Annotated in this window: 21 protein-coding genes; 8 read left to right on the plus strand and 13 right to left on the minus strand. The window is 65.6% G+C overall.

Features of this window, described 5'->3' with window-relative positions; translation table 11 throughout:
* Nucleotides 1-27: 27 nt before the first annotated feature.
* Nucleotides 28-1,431, plus strand: a complete 1,404-nt coding sequence (locus tag DAT37_RS40925; RefSeq protein ID WP_109530312.1) for a condensation domain-containing protein — start codon at nucleotides 28-30, stop codon at nucleotides 1,429-1,431.
* 52 nt (nucleotides 1,432-1,483) lie between these two features.
* Nucleotides 1,484-2,170 (plus strand): hypothetical protein, encoded by a 687-nt coding sequence (locus DAT37_RS40930; RefSeq protein WP_109530313.1) that lies wholly within the window; start codon nucleotides 1,484-1,486, stop codon nucleotides 2,168-2,170.
* A gap of 21 nt (nucleotides 2,171-2,191) precedes the next feature.
* Here the strand turns inward: DAT37_RS40930 and DAT37_RS40935 are convergent, their stop codons facing one another.
* Complete coding sequence (locus tag DAT37_RS40935) at nucleotides 2,192-3,301, minus strand: thiolase C-terminal domain-containing protein (RefSeq protein WP_232840301.1); 1,110 nt, start codon at nucleotides 3,299-3,301, stop codon at nucleotides 2,192-2,194.
* A gap of 532 nt (nucleotides 3,302-3,833) precedes the next feature.
* Between DAT37_RS40935 and DAT37_RS40940 the strand changes: the two genes are divergently transcribed.
* The gene (locus DAT37_RS40940) at nucleotides 3,834-4,664 is read left to right on the plus strand and encodes an enoyl-CoA hydratase-related protein (RefSeq protein WP_232840302.1); all 831 of its coding nucleotides are present in this window, start codon (nucleotides 3,834-3,836) and stop codon (nucleotides 4,662-4,664) included.
* Nucleotides 4,665-4,689: 25 nt separating this feature from the next.
* Nucleotides 4,690-6,072, plus strand: coding sequence for an ABC transporter substrate-binding protein (locus DAT37_RS40945; RefSeq protein ID WP_109530315.1), 1,383 nt, complete (start codon nucleotides 4,690-4,692; stop codon nucleotides 6,070-6,072).
* Here DAT37_RS40945 and DAT37_RS40950 read toward each other — a convergent pair.
* From DAT37_RS40950 to DAT37_RS41000, 11 genes are all read right to left on the minus strand, one after another.
* The gene (locus tag DAT37_RS40950; RefSeq protein WP_109530389.1) at nucleotides 6,015-7,271 is read right to left on the minus strand and encodes a PucR family transcriptional regulator; all 1,257 of its coding nucleotides are present in this window, start codon (nucleotides 7,269-7,271) and stop codon (nucleotides 6,015-6,017) included. The two genes, DAT37_RS40945 and DAT37_RS40950, sit on opposite strands and share 58 nt — an antisense overlap.
* Before the next feature lie 90 nt (nucleotides 7,272-7,361).
* On the minus strand, nucleotides 7,362-8,351 hold the full coding sequence (locus DAT37_RS40955) for an SDR family NAD(P)-dependent oxidoreductase (protein ID WP_109530390.1): 990 nt from the start codon (nucleotides 8,349-8,351) through the stop codon (nucleotides 7,362-7,364).
* 32 nt (nucleotides 8,352-8,383) lie between these two features.
* Entirely contained in the window at nucleotides 8,384-10,132 is a 1,749-nt protein-coding gene (locus DAT37_RS40960) for a nitric oxide reductase activation protein NorD (RefSeq protein ID WP_109530316.1), read from the minus strand.
* An 11-nt stretch (nucleotides 10,133-10,143) separates the two neighbouring features.
* Nucleotides 10,144-11,403, minus strand: a complete 1,260-nt coding sequence (locus tag DAT37_RS40965; RefSeq protein ID WP_109530317.1) for a cytochrome P450 — start codon at nucleotides 11,401-11,403, stop codon at nucleotides 10,144-10,146.
* Between the two features lie 35 nt (nucleotides 11,404-11,438).
* Complete coding sequence (locus DAT37_RS40970) at nucleotides 11,439-12,341, minus strand: SDR family NAD(P)-dependent oxidoreductase (RefSeq protein ID WP_109530318.1); 903 nt, start codon at nucleotides 12,339-12,341, stop codon at nucleotides 11,439-11,441.
* The gene (locus DAT37_RS40975; RefSeq protein ID WP_109530319.1) at nucleotides 12,338-13,564 is read right to left on the minus strand and encodes a cytochrome P450; all 1,227 of its coding nucleotides are present in this window, start codon (nucleotides 13,562-13,564) and stop codon (nucleotides 12,338-12,340) included. Before DAT37_RS40975 ends, DAT37_RS40970 begins: the two co-directional genes overlap by 4 nt.
* Nucleotides 13,565-13,575: 11 nt before the next feature.
* The gene (locus DAT37_RS40980; RefSeq protein ID WP_198654688.1) at nucleotides 13,576-15,060 is read right to left on the minus strand and encodes an aldehyde dehydrogenase family protein; all 1,485 of its coding nucleotides are present in this window, start codon (nucleotides 15,058-15,060) and stop codon (nucleotides 13,576-13,578) included.
* Nucleotides 15,053-16,129, minus strand: a complete 1,077-nt coding sequence (locus DAT37_RS40985; RefSeq protein ID WP_109530321.1) for an SDR family oxidoreductase — start codon at nucleotides 16,127-16,129, stop codon at nucleotides 15,053-15,055. The genes DAT37_RS40980 and DAT37_RS40985 overlap by 8 nt, the downstream gene beginning before the upstream one ends.
* A complete protein-coding gene (locus tag DAT37_RS40990) occupies nucleotides 16,126-17,268 on the minus strand; it encodes a spirocyclase AveC family protein (RefSeq protein ID WP_232840303.1) in 1,143 nt (380 codons plus the stop codon). Before DAT37_RS40990 ends, DAT37_RS40985 begins: the two co-directional genes overlap by 4 nt.
* Nucleotides 17,265-18,383 carry an ABC transporter substrate-binding protein gene (locus tag DAT37_RS40995; protein WP_109530323.1) on the minus strand — a complete coding sequence of 373 codons (1,119 nt, stop codon included), beginning with the start codon at nucleotides 18,381-18,383 and terminating at the stop codon, nucleotides 17,265-17,267. The genes DAT37_RS40990 and DAT37_RS40995 overlap by 4 nt, the downstream gene beginning before the upstream one ends.
* 101 nt (nucleotides 18,384-18,484) lie before the next feature.
* Nucleotides 18,485-19,300 (minus strand): CbbQ/NirQ/NorQ/GpvN family protein, encoded by an 816-nt coding sequence (locus DAT37_RS41000; RefSeq protein WP_198654689.1) that lies wholly within the window; start codon nucleotides 19,298-19,300, stop codon nucleotides 18,485-18,487.
* A 171-nt stretch (nucleotides 19,301-19,471) separates the two neighbouring features.
* On the opposite strand from DAT37_RS41000, the gene DAT37_RS41005 reads away from it, so the two are divergent.
* On the plus strand, nucleotides 19,472-20,758 hold the full coding sequence (locus DAT37_RS41005) for an amidohydrolase family protein (RefSeq protein WP_109530324.1): 1,287 nt from the start codon (nucleotides 19,472-19,474) through the stop codon (nucleotides 20,756-20,758).
* Nucleotides 20,759-21,036: 278 nt separating this feature from the next.
* Nucleotides 21,037-22,326, plus strand: a complete 1,290-nt coding sequence (locus DAT37_RS41010) for a TetR/AcrR family transcriptional regulator (RefSeq protein ID WP_109530325.1) — start codon at nucleotides 21,037-21,039, stop codon at nucleotides 22,324-22,326.
* A 54-nt stretch (nucleotides 22,327-22,380) separates the two neighbouring features.
* Here DAT37_RS41010 and DAT37_RS41015 read toward each other — a convergent pair whose 3' ends face one another.
* On the minus strand, nucleotides 22,381-23,241 hold the full coding sequence (locus DAT37_RS41015; protein WP_109530326.1) for a mycofactocin-coupled SDR family oxidoreductase: 861 nt from the start codon (nucleotides 23,239-23,241) through the stop codon (nucleotides 22,381-22,383).
* A 393-nt stretch (nucleotides 23,242-23,634) separates the two neighbouring features.
* Between DAT37_RS41015 and DAT37_RS41020 the strand changes: the two genes are divergently transcribed.
* Nucleotides 23,635-24,498 (plus strand): MlaE family ABC transporter permease, encoded by an 864-nt coding sequence (locus DAT37_RS41020; protein ID WP_109530327.1) that lies wholly within the window; start codon nucleotides 23,635-23,637, stop codon nucleotides 24,496-24,498.
* Nucleotides 24,498-25,352, plus strand: a complete 855-nt coding sequence (locus tag DAT37_RS41025; protein WP_109530328.1) for an ABC transporter permease — start codon at nucleotides 24,498-24,500, stop codon at nucleotides 25,350-25,352. Before DAT37_RS41020 ends, DAT37_RS41025 begins: the two co-directional genes overlap by 1 nt.

Raw genomic sequence — 25,352 nt, forward strand, 5'->3', positions numbered from 1 at the left:
CGGCCGTCATCGAAACGAGGGTGCACCATGGTCGATTTCGGCCTGATCGATGAATGGGAACCGGCCCCCGGCCGGTTGACCAGTTGGGTGGCGTCACCGGAATCGGTGGCGCGCGCCCGGCTGGCGCCGGTCCACCCGGCCCCGCCTTCGCATCAGCAAGAACAGTACCTGCGTCTGGCGAGCCGCCACGCGGCGGCGGAATTCCGATACTCGGGCCTGTGCCTGGTCACCGCCGAGATCCCGACCGGTGACCTGAACCGGGACGCGATGACCCGCGCGGTCAACGCGTTCCTGTTGCGGCACGACACCTTTCGCACCTGGTTCCGCACCGGAGCGGACGGAACCATCGAACGGCACCTGGTGCCGGAGGCCGACGTGGAATTCGTGCCGGTCGACTGCGGGCGGGTCGATGATCCGCGCACCGTCCGCGATCACGTGCAGAAGACGACGCCCGGTCCGTTCGACTGGGACTGTTTCACCTTCGGGACAATCGAGCGCGGGGATTCGACCACGGTCTACCTCGCGGTCGATCACCTGCACACCGACGGCTTCGGACAGTACCTGTCCGGTTTCGATCTCGCGATGCTCTACACCCGCGAGATCTGGCCGGACGCACCCGACATGCTGTCCCCCGCGGCCGGCTATCTCGACTACTGCACCGTCGAGCGGACCTACACCGGGCAGATGTCGCTCACCTCGCCCGGTGTAGGCAAGTGGCTGGAACTGCTCCGAGGCAACGAGGGCCGACTCCCGTCGTTCCCCCTGGATCTGGGCAGGCGCACCGATGTCTACAACCGCAGCGCGCACCGCACGGTGACGTTGTTCGACGAGCACACCGCATCGGATTTCGAACGGCGCTGCCGTGCGAACGGCGCGGAGTTCGTCGGCGGCATCTTCGCGGCGGCGGCCCTGACCGAACAGGAACTCCTCGACAGCGACTACTACTTCGGCATGACGCCGGTCAGTACCCGGGCCACCGCCGCCGAGCGCGCCTCGGTCGGCTGGTACGTGACGCTGCTGCCGGTGGCGTTCCCGCTCGGGTCCACCACCTCCTTCGATCGGGTCGTCACCCTCGCGCAGCACTCCTACGAGAACGGCCTGCGACTCGCGCCCACCTCGTTCCAGCGGGTCGTCGAATTGCTGCCCGCCGATTCCGATCTGGACCTGCGACCCGGGTGGTCCTGCCCGATGATCTCCTACGTGGACGCGCGCGAACTGCTCGGCAACGAGTTCTTCGACCTGGCCTCATGCGGGCTCTACGCCAATCGCGCGGCGTCGGAACAGGTTCTGATCTGGATCAACCGATTGTCGACCGAGACCACGCTGAGCGTCATCTACCCGGACACCCCGGTGGCGCACCGATCCGTCGAACGGTACGTCGAGCTCCTACGCCGGGTGTTCCACGCGGCGGCACGGGAGCAGGACCGATGAGAATTCCTCGCGGAGGACCACACGAAGATCCCCGACCGGGCAGGCAACAGCGATGATCGACAGCATCTTTCGTGACCCCGGGATTCCCGACGGAGAGAAATGCGTCTACACCGTCGGCGTCGCGGACCGGTCGCCGACGATCGATCTGGTCAGCGTGACCGGCCGTGACAGCGACGGCTACCGTTCGATCATCCGGGCCGGTTCGGGCGACGGTGACTTCACGATCACGGTGGAGCAGCGATTCCAGCGGGCGGGCGACCGTCTCCTCGCGGCCGACTATCGCGCCGAAACCCGTTCCGGCACCGCGATAGTCAGCCGCGAGGAAGCGCAGTTCCGCGGCACCAGTCATCTACAGATCGGCGACGGGGTCGCACCCTTCCCCACCGATCTCATGCCGCTCGCGGGCGGCCTTACCCTGCTACGTGGACTGGAGTTCACCGAGGACGCCGAAGCGGATATCCCCCTGTGGCTCGCCTTCTCGATACACATCCCGCTGAGCGCACGGGTCGAACACCGCACCGTGGTGGACGTACCGGCGGGCACCTTCGACAGCTGGCAACTCCGGCTGCGCCCCCGCCTGGCGGGTCTGAACTCCCTCCTCGAGAAGATGCTCAGCGGGTTCCTTCCCCCGGCCGTCGTGCACATCGAGGCGGCCCCACCGCATCGGATGGTGCGATTCGAATTCCCGACCGGTCCGATGCCGTGGGACGCCCGCGGACTCATGGAACTGGTGACCTGAGGACGCCTGCCTCGCCCGTCACTATCCGTCGCCGCGCAGCAGCAGGACGCCGCTGGGTGTGAGGCCACCACTGCTCACGACCCCGACACGTGCTCCAGCGATCTGACGGGCACCCGCCTGGCCGCGAAGCTGGCTGACGGCCTCGTGGACGAGACCCATCCCGTGCGTTCGACCATGGGACAGTTGACCGCCGTGCGTGTTCACCGGGAGCACGCCGTCCCTGGCGATCGCGCGCCCGCCGTCGAGGAATTCCGCGGCTTCACCGATTCCGCAGAAACCCAGGGCCTCCATCCAGGACAGGCAATTGAACGTGAAGCCGTCATAGAGTTCGGCGACGTCCACATCGTCGGGACGCAACGACGTTCTGCTCCACATGTGCGCCGCTTGCCCCAGCACCTGTGGCACGTGGGTCATCGTGCCCTGATCCCAGTCCAGGCGATCGATACCTTCCCCGTAGCCCCCGACATCGCCGAAACCCGGATAGGAAGCCACCCCGTCGATATCGGCCAAGTCGAGTCCCGCATCGGCTATCGCGGCGTGGCTCGCCTGGATCGTCAGCGACAGGGGCGAGACCATGAGCCGACGTCCGATCGGCGACATTCCGATGCCGCTGATCACGACCCTGTCCTCGAACTTGTCCTCGCGGAACGGGACTCGGACATGCGGGGTGATCGCGACCGCCGCGTCGTCCTCCGGTAACGGTGCCGGATACTCGATGCTGTCGACGGCGGGACGGAACAGCGGCAGCCATACGTCCTCGATCCCAGCGAAGACGACTTCCATGCCACGGCCGAGCCACAGCTCGTCGGGATCGCATTCCACGGCGTTGGTTGTCAGGCGCACCCGGGGATCTTCGGCGATCGCCACCTGCGCGACCACATACGGGGACGACAGGCCCGGGCAGTGGAAACCGTAGCTGACCGTGAACCCGACAAGGGTCGCCTTCCCGGACACCGGAACCACGGTGAGCCTGTCGCCGTGGCAGTACCGGCATACCGGCGCGGGCGGGTGAGCGAAGGCATCGCAACTGTCGCATCGCTGGAATCGGAGCGTGCCGTCGGCACCGGAGGTCCAGAAGAACTCGTTGTCGAGGGTGAGCAATGGAAGCGGACGTCGGGTCGTGTCGGACACAGAGGCCTTCCCGGTCGGCGGATCGGCCCGCCGATACATTTCTCATCGATCGGCTCGGCCTTTCGCGCTCACGCAGAAGTACGCCCGAAGTCATGCGGAAACGCCCCGTCGGAGCGGAGATGTGGGCGGCCGACCCTATTCCCACACCCACGTTCGACGTGTAACCTCCTCGATCATGACCTAATATTCGTTCCGTGAACGGTAGCGATCGGCTACAGCGGCGTCAAGCCGTTGTCACCAACCATCCGCTTCATCACCCCGCCGGCCGCGAACACCGACCGGTCGACCGAATCCGGTTCGATTCCAGCTCGTCACCGAGCGGACGTCCGTCCCGATCGAAACTCCGGATACGTTGCCGCACTGTTTATTTCACTCGTCGACGCGGCGCGACCACCACCGAGTCGCTGCCGCGTGCATTCCGGCGAATACACGAGCACCCGCGAGGCCCCCGGGTCTGCACGCCGAGCGCACGTGCCGGCCGATTCGACCGGCGACACCGAGACAACCGAGACAGAAACGCGAAGGAGCCGACATGACGCGAAATTCCGCGAACCCACCCGATCCCGCCCCGTCCGATGAGCAATCGATGAGCATCGCCGAGGAACTCGCGATACACCGGCACGGCCCGGTCTCGGTCATCGAACTCGCTCGGCCCGACGCCAGAAACGCGTTGACGACTTCCATGCTGCGCGGCATCGGCGCGGCGGCCGCGGCGGCCGAGACCGACCCCGAGATCCAGGTATTGGTGCTCACCGGGGCCGGGGATCGGGCCTTCTGCTCGGGCATGGATCTGCGATCGTTCACCGACGGTGCGCGATTCGACACCGCGAGCGAGGAAGGCGCCGCCTACCAACGCCTGGTCCGCGGCGAGCTCTCCGTGCCGGTGATCGCCGCGGCCAACGGCACCGCGGTCGGTGGTGGCCTGGAACTGTTGCTCGGCGCCGATATCATCGTCGCCTCCGCCACGGCGAAATTCGGTTTTCCCGAGGCCAAACGCGGACTGTTTCCCGCCTCCGGCGGAACGTTCATCGGTACTCGATTGCCACTCGGCATCGCGTTGGAGATGAACCTGACCGGCAATCCGATCACCGCGCAACGCGGGTACGAGGTGGGCCTGATCAATTCCGTCGTACCACCGCAGGACGTGCTCGCCACGGCGCTGTCGCTGGCACGACAGATCGCCGACAACGCCCCGCTGGCATTGACGGCGTGCAAGGAGTTGGTCCGGCTCGCGGTGACCGATGCCGCCGAGGCCACCGAACGCCTCGGCGATTGGCGGAAAACCGTATTCGACAGCGAAGACGCGCGCGAGGGCGCGCTGGCATTCATCGAGAAGCGCAAGCCGGTGTGGCAGGGCCGCTGACCGTCCACGAGGAAGTGAGACAACCATGAGATCCATTCGAATTCCGGTCACCGTGCTGGCGGCCTCGCTGATGCTTTTCGTCGGCTGCGGTCGCGACGTAGCGGGCACCGAAGACCCCCCGGCGGGTAAATCCTCCGGCACGTCGGTTCCCAGCGAATTCGGTGACCTGGGCACCGTATGCGGGAAGGGCGCACCGACGAAGGCCTCGGCCCAGGGCGTGACAGCCGACGCGATCGTCGTCGGTGTCTTCACCGACTTCGGATTCAACAAGAATCCCGAATTCGTCGACGCGGCGAAAGTATTCGCGTCGTGGTGCAACGACCACGGTGGAATCGCCGGCCGCCGGATACAGGTGAATGTCCACGACACGAATCTCACCGAGGTCCGCGCGCGGATGCGTGAGGCGTGCCGGGACGACTTCGCCCTGGTCGGTGGCGGCACCGGATTCGACGGCCTCGGCGTCAAGGATCGGCTCAGCTGTCTGCTGCCGAGCTTCCCCGCGCAGATATCCCAACCCGGCAGTGTCGCGGCGGATCTCGAGATCAGCGGATCGCCTTCGGTGCTGGCGCGCCACGATGTCTACACCGGATTCCGCCGGTGGCTCGTCCGCGAAGGCTATCCGACCTCGATCGACAAGGTGGGGATCATCGACGCCGATTCGCCGATCACCAAGACACTCGGGGAGAAGACCGAGGAAAGTCTCCGGGCCCAGGGCGCGACGGTCATCTACCACGATCTCTATCCGATCACGGGTGTCTCGAACTGGACGCCCTACGCCCAGACCATCAAGGAGAAGCAGGTTCGCGGCCTGGTCTTCAACGGTGAGCCCGCGCAGCTGCCGAAACTCGAAGAGGCGTTGACCGCGATCGGGTACCGCCCGGATTGGATCGACGCCACCAACAACAATTACACGCAATCCTTCCTGAAGAATCTGGGCCGTTCTCTCGAATTCCAGAACAATGTGGTGGATCTGGGTGGCGTCGCGCCCTTCGAGAAATCGAGCACGGTCCCGGCGCTGCGTCAGATCGAGGCGATGTTCGCCGAGTACGCGCCGGGCTCGGAGATGACATTCCCGCAATTGCGGGCGATATCGTCCTGGCTGCTGTTCGCGGAATCCGCCACTCGTTGCGGCGACGAATTGACCCGGCGCTGCGTCTACGAAGCCGCCCGGACGCAGACATCCTGGACGGCGGGCGGACTGCACGCACCGGTGGATCTGAGCAACCGCGAGGTCCCCATCTCCTGTTTCAATATCGAACGCGCGACTCCCGACGGATGGGTTCCCGCCGACTTCGGCCCGGACAACGGGCTCTACCGGTGCAACGTCGAACGCTACCGATTCACCAAGGACTACGGCGCGCCCCTGACACTGGCCGATGTCGGAAAGTCGATGACGGATTTCCGATAGGTGCGCGCGATCAACGCGGACCGCAGGTACCACTGCCCATTCGCTTCGCTCGGATCGAAGCCGGTGATCCGGCCGATGCGTCGGCACCGATAGTCGACGGTGTTGACGTGCACCTGTAGTTTGCGCGCGGTGCGTTGACGGATCAGGTTGTTGCTGATGTGCACTCGAAGCGTCTCCATCAGTTCCGGGTACTCGTCGAGAGGATCCAGTATCGCCCCGAGACGCTCGAGTGCCGGCCCGGGGCGGGTCAACTGGTACTCGACGGCGAGATCTCCGAAGTGGTAGATCCCATCGATCAGTTCCAGGCGGTCGACGATATCCAGCAGGTCGTGTGCTCGCCGGGTCGCCTCGGGGATGTCGGCGGCCGGCGACTCGACGACCGCGGCACGGATGGACACTCGGCCGGCGCGCGACAGTCGGGAGATGAACGCGTTCAGGTCCCCGCCGGCCGGATGTCCCACCGGGATCAAGACCGCACCACCGTGGATACCGAGCAGTGCCAGCACCTGATCGTCACGGTGCCCGTCGAGTTCGGTCCCGATCCGCTCCAGTGCGCGGCGGGCGGCGGGAGGCGGGTCTGCGACGTCGTTCTTGTCCCTACCGCCTCGCGGGGAGATCGCGAGCGCCATCACGTAGTAGGCGGCCGCGATGGTGACCCCGCATTCACGGGCGACGGGCGAGGCGCGGTGACCGGACAACAACGCGGAAGCGAGCGTGCGTCTGGCAGCGTGGCGCCGATCGACCACTGTCCGAAGTTCCCGCATGAAGGCCACCCCGACAGCAGCGGTGAGGTGGTCACTGATGTCGACGAACCGGCGGGCCACCTCGAGCAGAGCCGAGTAGTCATCGACGGTGGCGCGCACCGCGATCAGGTCGAAAGCGATCCCGAGCCCGACATTGACGGCACGGTGGACGGCCTCGATCGGCACCCCCTCGCGTGCCCACATCGCCGCCGCCAGCTCGAGCCGCCCGGAACTCGGGGGGCGATCCGCGCCGTCGAGCATGGCGACGGCGATGTCCAAGCAGATTCCGGTCACCGCGACGATCTCCGCATCGATCAGGTCACCGGCCAGGGCACGGCAGGGGGCGACATGCCGGACGAGGTGCTGGGCTATCTGCCGAGAGATGGCGGGGGAATCGCGCAGCAGGACCGAGGCGGGGTTCCCGGAGATCACGAGATCCCGGTCCGACCGAGTCATCGACATCCATCCGCGCTCATGGGTCGACCGAGGTTCTCCGACAGCCCGACGCGATAGACGTCGATGACTCGACTCCCCTGCCGTGCGCGTTCACGTCGCACTCCGTGATCTCGCCGATTCGGGAATCGCGATCTCGGCATTGTCCGGCATCGCGGAGATGCCGAGGCGATCGCAGACGTCCACTACCTCGTCGAAAATCGAAGTGGGAACGATGAACGGCTGCGTTTCGGAGATCTCGTCGAGGTGTTCCGCGATATCGTCGCAGGTGGGGCTGCTGTCCGCTGCGGCGAGCCAGCCGTGGCCGAGACCGACGAACACACGGGCGAACCTCCCCGCGGACGCCGAATAGTTCCGGTGGGTGAAATCGCATCGCCTGCTCGCCAGGAATACGACGAGCGGCACCACCAGTTCCGGGCGGATGGCTCGGAGGAATCCGGACTCGGCGAGGAATTTCTCGTCGCCGACCGTCTCGGTCACCATTCGCGAAAATCCGGTCGGCAGCACGGTATTGGCGAGAATTCCGTGCTCCTGACCCTCGACGGCGATGACGTTGCTCAGCCCGAGCAGCCCGGCCTTCGCCGCGGCGTAATGGGCCTCCAGTGGCTGGCCGAACAGACCCGCCGAGGACGAGATGAAGACGAAACGACCACCGTCGCGCTGCGCTTTCATCGCCGCGAAGGCGGGTTGACTCAGGTGGAAGCCACCGCTCAGGTGGACGGCGAGCATCCGATTCCAGTCATCGACGGACAACTCGTCGAACGCGACGCTGCTGAAGATACCCGCGTTGCTGACCACCGCGTCGAGCCGGCCGAAGGTCTCGACGGCGATATCCACAATCGCCCGACCACCTTCCGGGGTATCGACGGAGTCGTACGAGGCGACAGCGCGGCCACCGGCTCCTACGATCTCCTCGACCACCTGATCTGCCACCGTGTCGTCGGTGCCCGCACCGCGCATGCTGCCGCCGAGGTCGTTGACCACGACGGCCGCCCCTCGGCGGGCCATCTCGATCGCGTACAGCCGCCCGAGGCCCCGCCCCGCTCCGGTCACCACGGCGACCTGTCCATCGAAGTCGATCACACTGTGCTCCTCGTCGCTTCGTGACTGAATCTTCACGTCATCCGGCCAGCCGGATAAGCAATTCGAGCGGTCGCGGCGGCTCCGGCGCGCGTGCTCGCGGGTCTGCGGGCAACCCTGCGACGTGCGTTCGTGTACCGAAGGGCCGAACGGAACAGGGGTCCGATGACCCCGCTCGCGCGGTCGGGATTCTCGATACGCGCGTGCGCTGCACTGCCGAACACGCGACGGAGCTCGTCGTCGGCCGTCCGGGCGCCGACCGTCAGGCATACAGCACCTATCCCCTCCCGTCGCGCTTCGGCGAGCGCGCGCCTCGAATCGGCTGTGCCGTAGGCGCGTTCGTACCCGTGGTCGTAGGCCAAGCCGTCGGACAGGACGACCAGCAGCCGACGAGGCGTTCCGCCCCCGGTGCGCAGGATCGACGTGCCGTGCCGAATCGCCGCGCCCAGCCTCGAGTAGGAACCGGGAGTCAATCCGCTCAGTCGCCGCATCGTCGTGGTGTCGAGCCGCTCGTCGAATTTCTTGACGGGCAGTAGCTGCACCGCCGCGCGCCCCTGCGACCGAAAGGCATACAGCGCCACCCGATCACCGAGTTCGGACAGCGCGACAGCCAGCGCCCCGGCCACGGCGCGTTGCTGCTCGTGAATCGTCTGTCCGGTCGATCCCGCTTCCGCGACCGAACCGGAGATGTCGAGCAACACCAACACCGCGAGGTCACGACGGCGCCGCAGACTGTCGAGATAGACCGATTCGTCGGGTGTCGCGCCGACGATCGCCTCGACGCGGGCCTCGACGACCGCGTCCAGGTCCAGGTCGTCACCCTGCGGCTGTCGGTGGTACCGGCCGAGCCCGAGTCCGAGCCGCGACAGCGGGCGTCGGAGCTGCCCGCCGTTCGATCGGAACGCCGACTCCGCCGATTCGGTTGTCGCCGCGACCTCGTGCACGGTGCACCACGCCGGACGATAGCGGCCCCGATGCACATCCCATTCCGGATAGCTGACTCCCGCGGCCACGTCGTCGTGACCCGGATCCGAACTGTCGGCGGTCGCGGTCGACACGACGGTGCCGCCGCCCGTGATGCCGCCGCGCATGCGGTGGGTGGCCGAATCAGCTCCGGGTTGTCCGTTGCCGCCCGTGCGACGGGCGACCCCGAGCATCCGTTGGAACAGTCGTCCCAGCGCACCGCCACCGCCGATCGGGCTCGTGAATCCGTCCGTCTCGTCGCCGTCGGAGGATTCATCGGGGATATCCACCAATTCCTGTGATGACGCTCGACGCGGGGCGTGCGCGGCCGCGGACCCGGAACGCTGTTCGCTCTCGACGGCGACGACCACCCGGCGTGGCCGGATCACCCCGAAACACCGCGGTGGATCGCGCGGCGACTCACCGGCGGCGGCCGACAGCGACGCCTCCGGTGAATCGACCGACCGCGCCAACTCACGATCCACGATGTCGAGGACCGAGGGCGGCAAGAGCACCTCGTTGGCCAGCAGAGCGCGATGCGCTTCGACGGCGAGATACCGGGCCGCCGATTTCGGGCGCCGGCCGAGTTTGCGCACGATGGCGGGGTCCAGGCTGCCGCAGGCGAGCAACGACGCCTGAACCGACAGTGCTTCGAGGTCGCGACGTGGGTCCGCGGCCCCGTCGAGAAACAGCGTGACGCCATCGGTCCAGGCGGGTTCCCCCGGCGCCGACCGTGCCACCCGCAGCGTGCGGCCCGCGATCGCGGAGGCGAGCATCGCGAGGCGGCTCGGGTCGTCGTTCGTGGCGACGTCGTTGTCCATGGTGTCGGCGACTAGGACGCGGAATCGAATTCGATATGCAGTTCGGACAATCCGCGCATCACGAAGGTGGGTTCGTACTGGTAGGTGCGATTCTCCGCTATGCCGTGCCGGGTCTCGTCGATTCGGATGTTCGCCATCCGGTCGAGAATGCGATTCATCGAAATCCGTCCCTCGGTCCGCGCCAGCGGGGCACCGGGGCAGGTGTGCGCGCCTCGTCCGAACGCCACATGTTCGCGGACGTTGCGCCGATCGACCTGGAAGTCGTTCGGATTCGGGAATTTCCGCGGATCGCGGTTGCTCGCACCCGGCAGCAACATGACCGTCGCACCCGCGGAGATCGGACAGTCACCGACCGATGTCGTCGTCCGGGCCAGCCGGAAGTGGCTCTTGACCGGACTCTCCAACCGCAGCGTTTCCTCGAGGAACGAGGGAATCAGTGTCCGGTCGCCCCGTATTCGCGTCTGGAGGTCCGATTGTTCGGCGAGATTACGAATCCCCGCACTCAGAAGCTTTGTCGTGGTCTCCTGTCCCGCGGCGAAAAGGAATGTCGCGAGTTTCACGACTTCGTCGACCTCCGGCGTCGACCCGTCGGGGTACTGCGCCAGCGCCAGTTGGGTGAGCACATCCGAGCGGGGTGTCTCGCGTCGAGTCGTGATGTAGTCGGTGAATTTCTGCTCGAGCCATTCCAACGGGTTGAATGCCAGTTCCCCGTCCAGCCGACCGGCGATCTGATCCGACAGCGCGCGGCGGAATTCCTCGTGATCCTCGGTCGGCACGCCGAGCAGGTCCGCGATGACGAGCGTCGAGAACGGTTTCGCGTAACCGGACATGAACTCGACACGGCCCGCCGCGAGGAACGAGTCGAGTTGTCGGTCGGCGAGTTCGAGCATGAAATCCTCGTTCTCCCGCAACCGTTTCGGCGTCAGCAGGCTGCTCAGCAGCGCACGTGTTCGCCAATGCTGGTCGGCGTCCATCGTGACCACGTGCTCTGCCATCGGGATGGAACCTCGGTGCTCCTCGAGCAGATCGCTGATGTCGTCGCCCTCGGGGGTGAAAGGCAGCGGCGCGAACGGGCCGACGACGGCGTTGGCCGAGGACATGGCCGGGTCGCGGTATACCGCGAGCGCTTCCTGGTGCCCGGTGATCGCGACGACGCCCGCCGGGCCGTCGGGAAGTACCGGACACCGATCTCGCAGATAGTCGAAGTAGGGATAGGGATCGGGGATCAGGCTCTGGTCGGTGAAGTAGTCGACCGACTCGAATTCGGACACGAATCCTCCTCAGCAGTAGCGTGTTTCGATTCGGATCAGACGATCTCGACAGCGGCGCTGTCGCGAATGTCCATGATCTCGGTGAGGTTCTCGGCGATGTCTTCGGCCGTCAGCGGCGTCTTGTAGATGCCCTGCGAGGCCACGATCGCGATACGTGCCACACCTCCCAGTCCGGCACGCAACACCTCGCCGTTGAGTTCGCAGTTCTCGTGGGCCAGAAAGGCGGCCGCGGGGGCGACCATGTCCGGTGGCATCGCCGCGTTGATCTGGTCCATCATCTCGGGTGTCAGACCGCGGGAACCGGCGATCTTCGCGCTCTGAGCATCCGACATTCGGGTGAACGCCCGCGGCGCGACGGCGTTGACCCGTATCCCGGAACCGGCCGCCTCGGTCGCCAGGCTGCGCGTGAGCCCCCATACCGCGCCTTTCGCGGGCCCGTAACTGGTCATCTCGGGGATATTGCCGAGCATCGCCTCGGACACGGTGTTCACGACGCGGCCGTATCCGGCCCGACGAAAATGCGGCCACGCGGCCCGGGTGACCAACAGGCTGCCGAAATAGTGGACATCGACCATCGCGCGGAACTGCGACACCGTCAGCGCCTCGAAACCGTCGGGATCGGAGATCCCCGCGTTGTTGACGACGATATCGACCCGACCGAACGCGTCGACCGCGGTGTCGACGACGGACCGGGCCCCTTCCTCGTCCGCCACGGAAGCGAAACACGCGACCGCCCGTCCGCCCGCGGCGCGGATCTCCGCGACGACGGCCGCCGCGGGTTCGCTCGACGAACCCGAACCATCCAGCCGGACACCGTAGTCGGCCACGACCACGTGAGCGCCCCTGGCCGCGAGGAGCAGTGCGTGGCTCCTGCCGACACCTCTGCCCGCTCCGGTGACGATCGCGACCCGCCCGTCGAAACGCAGTTCCCCGGTCACGACCGTGCCCCCGGATCGGCATCGAACAGTACCGGCAGCGAGGTCGGCGACCGGAACACCTGTCCGCGGATGTGCGGATCTTTGCCGTCCGGGTCCAGCCGCAGGTTCGGCAACCGGTCGAGCAGCAGATTGATCGCGACGCGCATTTCCAGCCGCGCCAGATGCATGCCGAGGCACACGTGGGTTCCGTAGCCCCACCCGATATTGGGACGCGCGGGCCGGAAGATATCGAAAGTGTCGGGATCCTCGTAGCGATCTTCCTGTCGGTTGGCCGCACCCAGCATCGGCATGACCGAGGAACCTTCGGGTATCGCGACGCCACCCAGTTCGGTGTCCTCGGTCGCGATACGCGTGATCGTGAGCAGTGGCGGCTCCCACCGCACCGCTTCCTCGATCGCCTGCGGGATCAGCGACCGGTCGGCGCGCACGGCCTCGAGCTGTTCGGGATTGCTGAACAGGCCGAACAACAGGTTTCCCAGGGCCCGGTAGGTGGTTTCGACCCCCGCAGGCAACAACAGTCGCAGGAACGAGAAGATCTCGTCGTCGCTCAGATGCTCGCCCTCGATCTCGGCGACAGCGAGTCTGCTGATCAGATCATCCTGGGGTTCCACGCGCCTGGCCGCGAGAATCGGGGTGAAGTACTCCTCGAGGGCGAGCGATGCGGCTTTGCCTCGCTCGGGATTGATCGTGAAACTCAGCAGCGAGATCGACCAGCGCTGGAACTGTGGATAGTCCTCACGGGGCAGACCGAGCAGTCCCGCGATGATCTGGGTCGGATACGGGAAGGTGAAGTCGGTGACCAGATCGGCGCTGCCCTTGCTCGCGAACCGGTCGATCAATTCGTTGCCGACGCCACCGACGAGGGAGTCCTCCCATTTCGCCAGCGCCTTCTGCGCGAAGGCCCGTGACACCAGCGCCCGGTGACGTCCGTGTTCGGGCTCGTCCATACCGAGCATCACGTGACGACCGAGGACGTCGCCGAACGCCTGGATGATGATCGCCGAGGAGAACGTCCGATTGTCGCGCAGCATCTGCTGGACGTCTTCGAACCGGTAGACGATGAAGAGGGGTTTGGTGTTGTCGCCCGGCATCGTGGACAACTCGATGCGCTGAACCGGCTCCTCGCGGCGCAGGCGCGCCAGCTCGGTGTAGGGGTCGCGAACGTCGCCGGACACCACGTCGTCGAAGGACCCGAAGTCCTCCAGATCATCGAACAACTGCATGGTAACTCCTTTTACGAGGCCGGGTAGGCGACGGATTTGATCTCGGTGTATTGGTCGAATCCGGCGGTGCCGTTCTGTCGACCGATACCGCTGGCCTTGTATCCGCCGAAGGGGACGTCGGCGCTGTATCCGGCCGCGCCGTTGAGGCCGATGAATCCGGCCCGCAGGCGGCGACCCAGCGACAGCGCGCGATCGAGCGAACCGGCCATGACATTGCCCGCCAGGCCATAGCGGCTGTCGTTGGCGATCCGGACCGCGTCGTCGTCATCGTCGTAGGGGATGACGGACAGGACCGGGCCGAAGATCTCCTCTTGGGCGATCGTCATCGAATTGTCGACGTCGACGAACAGGGTGGGCTTGACCCAGAATCCACGGTCGAATCCCCGCGGTTGTTCCTTGCCGCCCGAGAGCAGAGTGGCCCCCTCATCGATACCCCGCTGGATGTATCCGAGTACCCGGTCGCGTTGCCGGGCCGAGATGACCGGACCGCACAGCGTCGACGGATCCTGCGGGTCGCCCGGGGCGATGTTGTCGTACATCGCCTTCAACAACGCGACACCCTCGTCATATCGACTGCGCGGCAACAACATTCGGGTGGGGTTGGCGCAGCCCTGGCCCGCGTGCATACACGGCGCGATCCCGATGGCGCACGCGAAATTCAGGTCCGCGTCGTCGCAGACGATCGTGGCCGACTTGCCTCCGAGTTCGAGGAACAGCCGCTTCATCGTCGCGGCGCCCTTCTCCATGATCCGACGACCGACCGCGGTGGAGCCGGTGAACGAGATCAGGTCGACCTCGGGCGAGAGCGTGAGCTCCTCACCGACCAGGTGGTCCGACGCTGTCACCACATTGACAACCCCTGCCGGGATATCGGTCTGCTCGGCGATCAGACGCCCGAGCCTGGTGGCAGTGAACGGGGTGTCGGGGGCGGGCTTGAGGACGACCGTATTACCGGTGGCCAGGGCCTGCCCCAGCTTGTGGACGGTGATCTCGAAGGGAAAATTCCACGGGGTGATCGCACCGACGACACCCACGGGTTCGCGCAGCACTTTCCGCGTCGTCTGTATGCCGGTCAGCGGCACGAACGCGTCGCCGAGATCGGTTTCCCACGCGTAGGTTTCGATGAGTTTCGCCGGATAGGTGAACCCCTCGGCCAGTGGCGCGTCGAGCTGCGGGCCGTAGGTGATCGCTCGCGGACAACCGGCCTCCAGGATCAGTTCCTCGCGGAACTGTTCCTTCTCGCCCTCCACCGCGTCGTGGAGTTGCAGCAGGCAACGCCGCCGAAAAGCGTGATCCCGCGACCATCGGGTGTTGTCGAAGGCGTTGCGGGCCGCACCGATCGCACGACGCATATCGGCCACGGAGCCATCGCTGACTTGCCCGATGACTTCCTCGGTCGCCGGGTTGATATTGACGAAAGTTCCGGTCCCGCCCTCCACGAGTCTGCCGTCGATCAGCATCCTCGACTCGGACCGAGATGTCGTTGTGTCAGTCATGGATCGAGTTCTCCTGGCTGCGATCGCTTTCCCGCACCGGCGAATCCGAAGGCTCCTCGATTTCCGCCGAGGAATTCGCGGGGGGCGGGGTAGGTGGACGAATCTTCATGACGAACAATCCGATTCGCTGCATCGCCGGCGCCGGAAGCACCTTCGCCAGCATGATCAGGGTGCGTGCTGTCGGACTCAGTCGCGTCGTCGGCGGGCGCATGCTCTTGTACCCGGGCAGCCCCATCGCGACCCGGACGATCTGATGCATCGCCTTCGTCGGCAGGAACCGGTTCGACACCAGCAGTGCCGTGGCGTCGAGCCCGACCGACCGACGGGTGTAGGGCGCTTTCCCGTCGAGCGCGCGTCCCAGCCGTACCGCGAACTTCTCGGGAGGGCTGGCGATTCTCATCGCCGCGCGGCCGCGCTTGTCGATGGTTCGGTGGTGCTGCCCGTACGGACCCTCGAAGTCGCGGAAGCTCGTCGTTCCGTCGTCGGTGATGATCTCGGTATCGAAGACACCCGTCACCAGGACCGTGACCCCCAGTCCGTACGGCGCTACCTCGCCCGCGAGCGACTCGCCCCACCGCTCCAGTGCGCCCTTGGCGGCGGAATAGGCCGCGATCACCGGCATGCCTCGAACGCCGCCCGCGCTCGAGATGAGGACGATGCGCCCGCGTCCGGCCTCGCGCATCCCGGGAAGCAGATCCCTGGTCAATGCGACCGGACCGAACAGGTGCGTCGCGAACATCGTCTGCCACAGCTCCATCGGCGTCTCCTCGACCGCCCCGGCGGCGGCGATGCCCGCGTTGTGCACCACCGCGTCCGGCACGCCGACCAGCTCACCTATCGCGACGGCCGCCGCGGCGACCGAATCCGGATCGCACAGGTCCAGACGCACCCCGAGCAGGCGGGGGTCGTCCTCGGCGGCGCCGGTGGCCTCGCGCAGCGCGGCCATTCCCTTGTCCACCGACCGCACCGCGGCGACCACGCGCCAGCCGCGGTGATACAGATATTTCGCGGACGCCAGGCCGAGGCCGCGCGAGGCGCCGGTGATGACGACACTGCGTGACTCGCTCATTCGGGCACCCCGCATCGGCCGCCGTCGGCCGGCGCCTCGACGTCGGGCCTGCCGTCGGGTTGCGCGCTCATCCACTCCGACCAGATCCCGACCGAGTACGGCCCCTCGGCGCCGTTCTCCTCGTAGAAGCCCTGGGGGTCATACACTTTCGCCTCCGGATACGGCCACGGGCAGGCTACGGAAGTGGCGGTACGGGTCCACTTGATGACCGCGAACCATCCGCCGTAGACGAAGTACGACACGTTCATGGTCACGAACATCACGATCACCATGCCGACGAAGGGCCGACCGGCGAAAATCTTGGCCCGTTGCGCGAGTTTCTCCGCCACGGTCCGCCCGGTGTCGTCTCGGAAGATCAGTACCCCGGCGGGGATCATCACGAATGTGACCGACAGCGACTCCCACAGCAGCGGGAACTGGAAGGTGGAACCGGCGAACAGGGATCCGAACGGGATCACCTGCGAGTAGATGTACATCCCGGTGCGGACCAGCGAGACCTCCAGGATCATGTCGAACACGAACCCGATGGGCAAGATGAGCAGGGCCAGGCTGATCAGCGGATGTCTCCACACGAAAGCGTCCGGAGAACGATCGGCCTGCAACTTGCGCAGAATCCTGATCGCCGGGAAATAGGGGCCGAGGTAGAACATCACATAGCCGATGACGACGAACGGCTCGACCGTCGGCGACAGCGACACCAGCGGCCAATCCTCGGGCCAATGCCACAGTTCCGGGTTGTAGACGGCGAAGGGAGCCCAGTTCATGATCGGGTCCTGCCAGACGATCATGGTCGTCATGAATCCCATGATCAGGACCGGATCGCGGGGGTTGCGACGGAACATGCGTACCCATATCGCGATCACCAGCAGTACCGCGACCAGCGTCCCGATATGGATCACGGCGATCCAGTGATCGAACCCGAACAACGGCTCCACCGGCCGGGGCGCACCGGTCACCTCGGGATTTCGGATGCGGTCCGACACCGCGCCGCGGCGCGCGTTCGCCGCGATCAGCCCGACCACCAGGATCGCCAGCGCGAGCAGTCCCCACCCCAGGTAGTTCTTCGTCGTCGCGGCGCCGCTGTCCGCGGCTGCCCGCCTCCCCGGGGGCTCCTGCGCGATCGTCTCGTCCATGGTCATGACCGGTCCTCTCCGAAGCGATCGACGAGGTGCGAGTTGACCCCGTCGGTGTCGAGCCGACGGGCGACGAGGTAACCCGCCCCCATCCAGGCCCGCCTGGTCCACTTGCCCAGCGACACCCGGGTGCCGGGTGCACCGGAGGCGGCGGGAAGCATCTTGACTCGTTCGAGCGCGTCTTTGACTCCGCGCGGGCTCAGCGGCCGCGCGTCTATGAATGCGCGCAGAAGAGTCTGCGCGACATCGTGATTGACCATCGGCAGGACATACTGCGGTCGACGCCCGTAGCGCTTCTCGAAGCGATCGAGGTACGCCTGCCCGACGGTGTTGGCCTCGTCGTACTGATCGACCCCGATCCAGCCGGTGAACGCCTTCCACATCACCGGATTGACCCAGGCATTCTGGAACGCCGTGCTGGTGTACCTGGGAGGATCCCAGCCGAGCTCTTGGAGCACGGGATTGATGAATACGATGCCGAATCCGAAGCCGCAGTGGATGATCGCCTCGGGCTCGGCTTTGTGCAGGGCCCGGACGGCCTCGCCGATATCCTGCGCGGTCTGCGCGATCGAAGCCTCGGCCACGACCCGGATACCCTTCGCCGCGGCGGCCCGATGAAAGTTCTGTTGGTAGCTGCGCCCGATCAGCGATTGCTCGACCAGGAGCCCGACCGTCGAATAGCCCTGTTTCGCCAGTAGATCCGCCCAGAAGATGGGCTCGTCGGTCATGGATCCCTGCGGGAACGAGAAGGTCCACTCCCCCAGCCAGTCGTCGGTTCCGGTGACCGAGATCGCGGGCACCCGGAATCGTTGCTCGATGGCTTCCTTCACCGCGACGCAGTTGTCGGTGATGTTGGGCCCGAAGACCGCGAGGCAGCCCTCGTCGACGAGTTCGGCGAATCCGTCGATCACCGCCTTGACCGAGCCCTTCGGCAATCCTTCGACTTCTTTGTAGACGACCTCGACCGGCCGGTCGATCTCACCGGCCGCGAGGGCCTCGTCGAAGACCAATTCGAACGGGAGCGTGAAGTCGTCCAGCATCTCCTGCGGGTAACTCTCGGGCAGCCGAAAGTCCATGAGATAGCCAATTTTGATCGGTTGTGCTGCGCTTTCGTAGGACATGGCGCCTTCCGATGATTCTCACTCGCGGCAGCAAGCACACGAGCAGACCTAAGATTTGTTCAGACTGTAGCGACAGGTCTCCTGACCCGTCAATCACCTATTCAGGCGAGCGATTCCGGTAGATAGATGTCGATCATCTCGACCAGCCCCCGCGACACCACGGGGTCATCGGTCAACGGGCCCGCGATGGCCGCGCGCGCGGCAACCCGTGGCGGCAGACCTTCGGCCGTCAATCGCGCTGCCGCGATCAGCACCCGGGTGGAGGCGACCTCGCGCAGACCACCGGTCTCCAGCCGCCGGACCGCCTGCGCCAGTCTGACCAGATCCGTGGCGCACGCCGCCGAGACCCCCGCTTCCGCCACGACGATGTTCTCTTCCACATGTGCTGCCGGGTAACCGAATTCGATCGCCACCATGCGCTGCCGGGTCGAGTCCTTCAGATCCTTCAAGACGCTCTGATAGCCCGGGTTGTAGGACACGACGAGACCGAAACCCGGGGCCGCGTCCACCGTGACGCCGAGACGTTCGATCGGCAGCTGACGACGATGATCGGCGAGCGGATGCAGGACCACCGTCGTGTCCTGACGCGCCTCGACCACCTCGTCCAGGTAGCAGATCGCGCCTTCGCGGACGGCCCGGGTCAGCGGACCGTCGACCCATTCGGTCTCACCCCCGCGAAGCAGGTATCGCCCCACCAGGTCGGCGGTCGTCAGGTCGTCGTGACAGGACACCGTGATCAGCGGCCGGTCCAGATCGTGTGCCATGGCTTCGACGAAGCGGGTCTTGCCACATCCCGTCGGCCCCTTGAGCACGATGGACAGTCCCAGCCGGTAGGCCGCCTCGAAGACGGCGACCTCCGTCGAGACCGGTACGTAGAACGGCCGGCTCCGCCTTCCTTGCTCGATCATCGTGCTCATCGTCGAGTCACCTCGTGGTCGAACATGTCCACCCGCTTCCGCGCTGATTGACCAAATTTCTGTTCCAACGTAAGGTCGGGCGGGACATCAAGTCAATCTCCGGACACGAATCATGTGAAGTTCTCACACCCGCACGGGATTCGAACTGCTGTACGCGAAGGAGCGCGCCTCATGGACATGAACGATTTCATCCTGGTCTCGGTGGACGATCACCTCGTCGAACCGCCGGACATGTTCGAGCATCACATCCCCGCCAAATACAAGGACGATGTCCCGAAGTTGATTCAACGCGCCGACGGAACCGACGCGTGGGTCTTCGAAGGTCAGGAAGCCACCAATGTCGGACTGAACGCCGTCGCCGGGCGCCCCCCGGACGAGTACGGCGCCGAGCCGACCAAGCTCAGCGAGATCCGTGAGGGCTGCTACGACATCCACGAACGAATCCGCGACATGAACGCCAACGGGGTGCTCGCCGCGATGAACTTCCCGTCCTATCCGCAATTCTGCGGCCAGTATTTCGCCCGCGCGAAGGACAAGGAGCTCGGCCTCGCGGTGCTGCGCGCCTACAACGACTGGCATATCGACGAATGGGCGGGCACCTACCCGGGACGAATGATCCCCATCTCGCTCCCGCCGATCTGGGATCCACAGTTGATGGCGGAGGAAGTGCGGCGGGTCGCGAAGAAGGGTTGCCACGCCGTCACCTTTTCCGAGAATCCCGCGAAACTCGACTACCCCTCGTTGCACGATCCGCACTGGGATCCGTTCTGGCAGGCGTGCAGCGACACCGCCACCGTCGTCTGCCTGCATATCGGTTCGTCGTCACAGGTCGTGATCACCTCACTGGACGCCCCGGTCGACACCATGATCACCCTGCAACCGATGAGTATCGTGCAGGCCGCGGCCGATCTGGTGTGGTCACCGGTGTTGCGGAAATTCCCCGACCTCACCTTCGCCCTCAGCGAGGGCGGGATCGGATGGATCCCGTACTTCCTCGAACGAATCGACCGTGTCTACACCATGCACCGCGCCTGGACGCACCAGGATTTCAAAGGCAAACTGCCCAGCGAGGTTTTTCTCGAACGTATCGTCACCTGTTTCATCGACGACGGATTCGGTATCGAGAGCCGGAACAAACTCAACCTCGACATGGTCACCTGGGAATGCGATTATCCGCATTCGGACTCGACCTGGCCGTTGGCGCCGGAGGGGCTGGCCGATCATTTCCGGGGAGTATCCGATCATGATATCGATCGGATAACCCATCAGAACGCGTTGCGCCTCTTCTCCTTCGATCCGTTCCGACACATTTCGAAGGACCAGGCGAACGTCGGCGCGCTGCGCGCCCTCGCGAAGGACGTGGACCTCGGCTTCCGTTCGTCGGAACGGCTGCGTAAGACCGGAACCGATACCGTCACCGTACTCGACCTCGCCGCGAAGTTGCCTACCTCGTCGTAATCCGGAACCGTGCCGCCGAGTCGGCACGATGTGGATCGCCTCTCGTCCGCACTCGGATGCCGGAAAACAAATTTATGTCTCGGGACGGTATTGTCGAATGATCACACGAGACGACGGGAGAACAATGTCCGGCGGTGACCAGGGCGACTCGGTTTCGAGTCGGCCCCGACCATGAACCTACGCACGCCCGCGCCCAGCCGTGCGCGCCTTCCGCTGGCCGTCGACCGGCCGCGCCGGGGCGAGTCGCCGCGGCACCCCTCGGCGAGAGGATCACGGCGATGACAGCAGCCAAGCGCGCCACCGCCGTGACGAAGCCCCGGGGCGGTGAATCCTCCGACGACGGTACGCGCAGGACAGAGATCCTGATGACCGCGGAGACCCTCTTCGCCACCTCCGGCCTGCGCACCTCGTTACAGGAGATCGCCGACGCGGCGGGCATACTCCCGGGCAGTCTCTATCACCATTTCGACTCGAAAGAGGCCATCCTCGTCGAGTTGATGCGGCGCTACCACGCCGACCTCGACCGGGTGGCCGAGGCGGCCGTCGCCGAACTCGACGAGTCCGATGAGCGGTCGGCCTCGGACAGAATCGTGGAACTGGGTACGGCCATCGCCGAATGCGCCGTCCGCAATCGGGCGGCGCTACAGATGTCGTTCTTCGAAGGGCCAAGTGCCACGACAGAACTGACGGCGCTGACCCAACTTCGGCCGGTGCGGCTGAACGAGGCGATGTTGCAGACTCTGCGGGCGGGCCGGTGGAGTGGCTACATCCGTTCCGACATCGATCTCCCGGTGCTCGCCGATCGTATCTGCCAGTCGATGTTGCACGTGGGCCTCGATGTGATCAGGCACAAGGCGACGCCCGCTCGCGTGGCCACCCTGTTGTGCCGAATTCTGTTGGAAGGTATTGCTTCCGGACCTCTCGGCGATGCCGAACTGGATCGCTCCGCCGCGTTCGCCGCGGTATCGGAGGTCATCGATTCCTGGGCCGAGGTCGATGTGGACGCCAGCGACAAGGCGCGGCACGTACGCGCCGCGGGACGGGCCGTTTTCGGCCGGCGCGGCTACGAGGCCACCACCGCCCGCGATATCGCGGCGGCGGCGGGGATGGCGACCGGCACGGTGTACCGGCTGATCGGCTCGAAAGACCAGTTACTGGCGTCGATCATGCAGGAATTCGGAGAGAAGGTCGGGGCGGGCTGGATCGCCGCGCTGAATTCCGATTCCAGCGTGCTGGAGAAGCTGGACGCGTTGAGCTGGATCAATATCATGGCCCTGGAACGGTTTCCCGACGAGTTCCGGATCCAGCTCGCGTGGATGCGCCAGTCCCCACCCGACACACCGAATCCCGGTTGGTCGTTCGCCGCTCGCGTCCGCCAGATGAAGTCGATGCTCACCGCGGGCATCCGAGCGGGTGACATCTCGGTCGAAAGCCGGTCGACCGAGATGCTCGCGAGATGTTTCATCGGCGTCCAATGGATTCCCGAGAACATCTTGAGGCAGGTGGGCCCCCGCCGCGCGCTGCAACTGGTCCGTGACACGTCGCTGCGCGGCGTCGTGGCGCACTGATCGACCCGACCGCACGGCGGCGGACGCCACAGCGTCTCGCCGCCGAGGGTTCGGTCAGAGGTGGTAGTCGTACCACCGCAGATAGCCGCCCGCGTCGACACGCATCTGCATGCCGGTCACGTAGCGGGCCTCGTCCGAGGCCAAGAAGACCACCATATCGCTGATATCCTCCGGTTCCACGTACGGAACCGGCATGATCTGTTGCACCGGAAAAGCCAGTTCCGCGTCCGCCCTGGTGGGATTCGGCAGATCGGGTCGGAACGCCTGATACATCGGCTCGCTGTGCAACATCGGGGTATTGCAGTTGGTCGGATGGATCACGTTGGCCCGGATGTTGCGCGGCCCGAACTGCGCGGCGAACTCGTGAACATACTGGGCCAGCATGCGTTTGGACAACGGGTAGGCGATGCCGCCCGGATCGGTCCCCGGATTGTCCAGCTGTTTGGTCTGCATGAGACCCGCGGTCGATCCGGTCGCGATGACCGACGCGCCGTCGCTCAGATGCGGCAGCGCGGCCTGGATGGCGTTGATCGTGCCCACGAGATTGGTGGCGATCACATCGCACCAGGCTTGGTCTTTCGGTTCTCCCTTCATACCCGCGATCCCGGCCTGCGCCACGACGATGTCGAGTTTGCCGAACTCGGCTATCCCCGCCAGGACCGCGGCCTCCATCTGATCGGCGGACCGCACATCCGCCTCTCGCGTCAGTACCCGACGGCCTGCCTTCTCCACCAGTCGCGCCGTCTCGGCGAGGTCCTCGGGCCGCGCCAGCGCGTACCTGAGCGTTTCGACATCCCGGCACAGATCGACCGCGATGATGTCGGCCCCTTCCTCTGCCAGCCGCACCGCGTGGCTGCGTCCCTGACCTCGGGCCGCGCCCGTGATGAACGCGACCTTCCCTTCCACACGCCCCATCTCGACTTCCTTTCAACCATTGTGCGATCGGCGATTGCCGAAAGGCCATCAGCAGAAGGGCTGTAACGCCGCCTCGACCGGACGCCCCGACTAGTGTGCAGAGTACGGAACGAAAATTCGGTTCACAAGGGGCCGTGCGAGCCGACGGGCTCTCCGTCGCACCGGATACGCCACAGGAGAATCCCCGGAAGCGACAGCCCCGACCGCTCCGAATCCCCCGCCCCCGTCATGTTTTCAACTGTTGACTGTCCGAGCGTCACGCCTCTATGGTGGCGCGGAACGAATATTCGGTCGCAACCTAGGAGGCTGCGTGGAATCGCTCATCGATACCACGATCGGCGACAGTGTCACCTACCGGATGATCCCGTTTCGTCCTGGCGATCGGTGTCGCACGTGAGCGTCGACCCCGTCGGCGTGGAACCCGCCCGGAGTTCGGCCGGCGAGGAAATCGCGGTCTGGTCTCGCGGATATGTTCGCAGGCATCCGGCGGCGTCTCTGGAAACGCTCGGCAGGCAGGTCCTCCTGGGCGGCCGAGCCGTCCGTTACCTGGTCGCCGATACCTGGACCGGGAAATTCCCGTTCGGTGAATTCGTCCACCAAGCGGCGTTCATGGTCAAGACCTCGGTCGTCCCGACGGTCGCCGTGGCGCTCCCGGTCAGCGCGACGCTATCGATCCAATTCGGATTGCTGGCAGGCCAGGTCGGAGCGACCTCACTGGCCGGTGCGGCCAGCGGCCTGGCGGTGATCCGGCAATCGGCGCCACTGGTGACAGCGATTCTGCTGGCCGCCGCTGTCGGCTCGGCGATATGTTCCGACCTCGGCGCGCGCACGATTCGCGACGAGATCGACGCCATGGAAGTCATGGGCGTCTCGGCACTGCGTCGGCTCGTGGTTCCGAGGCTCGCCGCCGGAATCATCGTGGCGATGGCGTTGACCGGATTCAGCTGTTTCATCGGCTTTCTCGCCGGATATCTGTTCAATGTCTACGTCCAGGACGGAACGCCGGGCAGTTTCATGGCGACGTTCTCGTCGTTCGCGACCGCGGGCGACCTGTATCTGGCGATGGTGAAGGCCGCGGTGTTCGGCACCATCGTGACGGTGGTCGCCTGCGAGAAGGGCCTCAACACCAAGGGCGGGCCGGGCGGGGTCGCCAATTCCGTGAACGCCACCGTGGTCGCGTCGATCATCTTGCTGATGGTCGTGAACGTCGGGTTCACCGAGATGTACACGATCCTGTTCCCGAGGACGACGCTCTGATGGCGGCGACGTACCTCCCGCCGGGAATCCGACCGCTACTGACCGTCACCCGGGGACCGGTGAACATCCTCATCCAACTCGGTCACATGATCACCTTCTTCCTGCGGGCCTTCACCTCGATTCCGCTGGCGATACGGCATTACAGCCGGGAATCGGTCAAAATCCTGTCCGATGTCACCTGGGGCAACGGCTCACTGGTCGTCGGCGGCGGTACCGCAGGCGTCATCATCGTTCTCGGCGCGTCCGCCGGGGCGATCGTCGGCATCGAGGGTTACAGCGCACTGAAACTCCTCGGCATGGAACCGGCCACCGGCATGATCGCGGCCACCGCCGCGACACGCGAGCTCGCCCCGATCATGGCCTCGATCGCCTTCGCCTCACAGGCCGGATGCCGGTTCACCGCGCAACTCGGCGCCATGAGGATCGCCGAGGAGATCGACGCGCTCGAATCGATCGCGATCCGACCGATCCCCTACCTGGTCTCCACGAGGCTGCTCGCGTCCATGGTGGCTCTGGTTCCGCTCTATCTCGCCGCGCTCGCCGCCGACTACCTCGCCGTCGAAGCATTCGTCTGGGTCGCGGGCGGTGATTCGTTCGGCACCTACGCGCACTACTTCAACCTGGTGCTCAGCGGCACCGACATCTTCTATTCGCTGCTCAAAGGACTGGTCTTCGTCGTCATCACCACGACGATCCAGTGCTACTACGGCTACTACGCCTCCGGCGGCCCGCAGGGTGTCGGCGTCGCGGCCGGGCGCGCGATGCGTGCCGCCATCACCGTGATGATCTCGGTGAATCTACTGATGACACTTGCGCTCTGGGGTTTCGACTCCGGTTCGAGATTGAGCGGGTGA

Origin of the sequence: Nocardia aurea (assembly GCF_003123685.1) — a bacterium.
In the GTDB taxonomy this organism is placed as follows: Bacteria; Actinomycetota; Actinomycetes; order Mycobacteriales; family Mycobacteriaceae; genus Nocardia; species Nocardia aurea.

Excerpts from the sequence above, each read along its gene's own strand:
- DAT37_RS40930 (WP_109530313.1), top strand. The coding sequence starts at position 1,484 with ATGATCGACAGCATCTTTCGTGACCCCGGGATTCCCGACGGAGAGAAA.
- DAT37_RS41015 (WP_109530326.1), bottom strand. The coding sequence starts at position 23,241 with ATGGGGCGTGTGGAAGGGAAGGTCGCGTTCATCACGGGCGCGGCCCGA.
- DAT37_RS41010 (WP_109530325.1), top strand. The coding sequence starts at position 21,037 with ATGACAGCAGCCAAGCGCGCCACCGCCGTGACGAAGCCCCGGGGCGGT.
- DAT37_RS40985 (WP_109530321.1), bottom strand. The coding sequence starts at position 16,129 with ATGAGCGAGTCACGCAGTGTCGTCATCACCGGCGCCTCGCGCGGCCTC.
- DAT37_RS40960 (WP_109530316.1), bottom strand. The coding sequence starts at position 10,132 with ATGGACAACGACGTCGCCACGAACGACGACCCGAGCCGCCTCGCGATG.
- DAT37_RS40925 (WP_109530312.1), top strand. The coding sequence starts at position 28 with ATGGTCGATTTCGGCCTGATCGATGAATGGGAACCGGCCCCCGGCCGG.
- DAT37_RS40945 (WP_109530315.1), top strand. The coding sequence starts at position 4,690 with ATGAGATCCATTCGAATTCCGGTCACCGTGCTGGCGGCCTCGCTGATG.
- DAT37_RS40990 (WP_232840303.1), bottom strand. The coding sequence starts at position 17,268 with ATGACCATGGACGAGACGATCGCGCAGGAGCCCCCGGGGAGGCGGGCA.
- DAT37_RS40940 (WP_232840302.1), top strand. The coding sequence starts at position 3,834 with ATGACGCGAAATTCCGCGAACCCACCCGATCCCGCCCCGTCCGATGAG.
- DAT37_RS40950 (WP_109530389.1), bottom strand. The coding sequence starts at position 7,271 with ATGACTCGGTCGGACCGGGATCTCGTGATCTCCGGGAACCCCGCCTCG.
- DAT37_RS40975 (WP_109530319.1), bottom strand. The coding sequence starts at position 13,564 with ATGCAGTTGTTCGATGATCTGGAGGACTTCGGGTCCTTCGACGACGTG.
- DAT37_RS41000 (WP_198654689.1), bottom strand. The coding sequence starts at position 19,300 with ATGAGCACGATGATCGAGCAAGGAAGGCGGAGCCGGCCGTTCTACGTA.
- DAT37_RS41005 (WP_109530324.1), top strand. The coding sequence starts at position 19,472 with ATGGACATGAACGATTTCATCCTGGTCTCGGTGGACGATCACCTCGTC.
- DAT37_RS41025 (WP_109530328.1), top strand. The coding sequence starts at position 24,498 with ATGGCGGCGACGTACCTCCCGCCGGGAATCCGACCGCTACTGACCGTC.
- DAT37_RS40980 (WP_198654688.1), bottom strand. The coding sequence starts at position 15,060 with ATGACTGACACAACGACATCTCGGTCCGAGTCGAGGATGCTGATCGAC.
- DAT37_RS40995 (WP_109530323.1), bottom strand. The coding sequence starts at position 18,383 with ATGTCCTACGAAAGCGCAGCACAACCGATCAAAATTGGCTATCTCATG.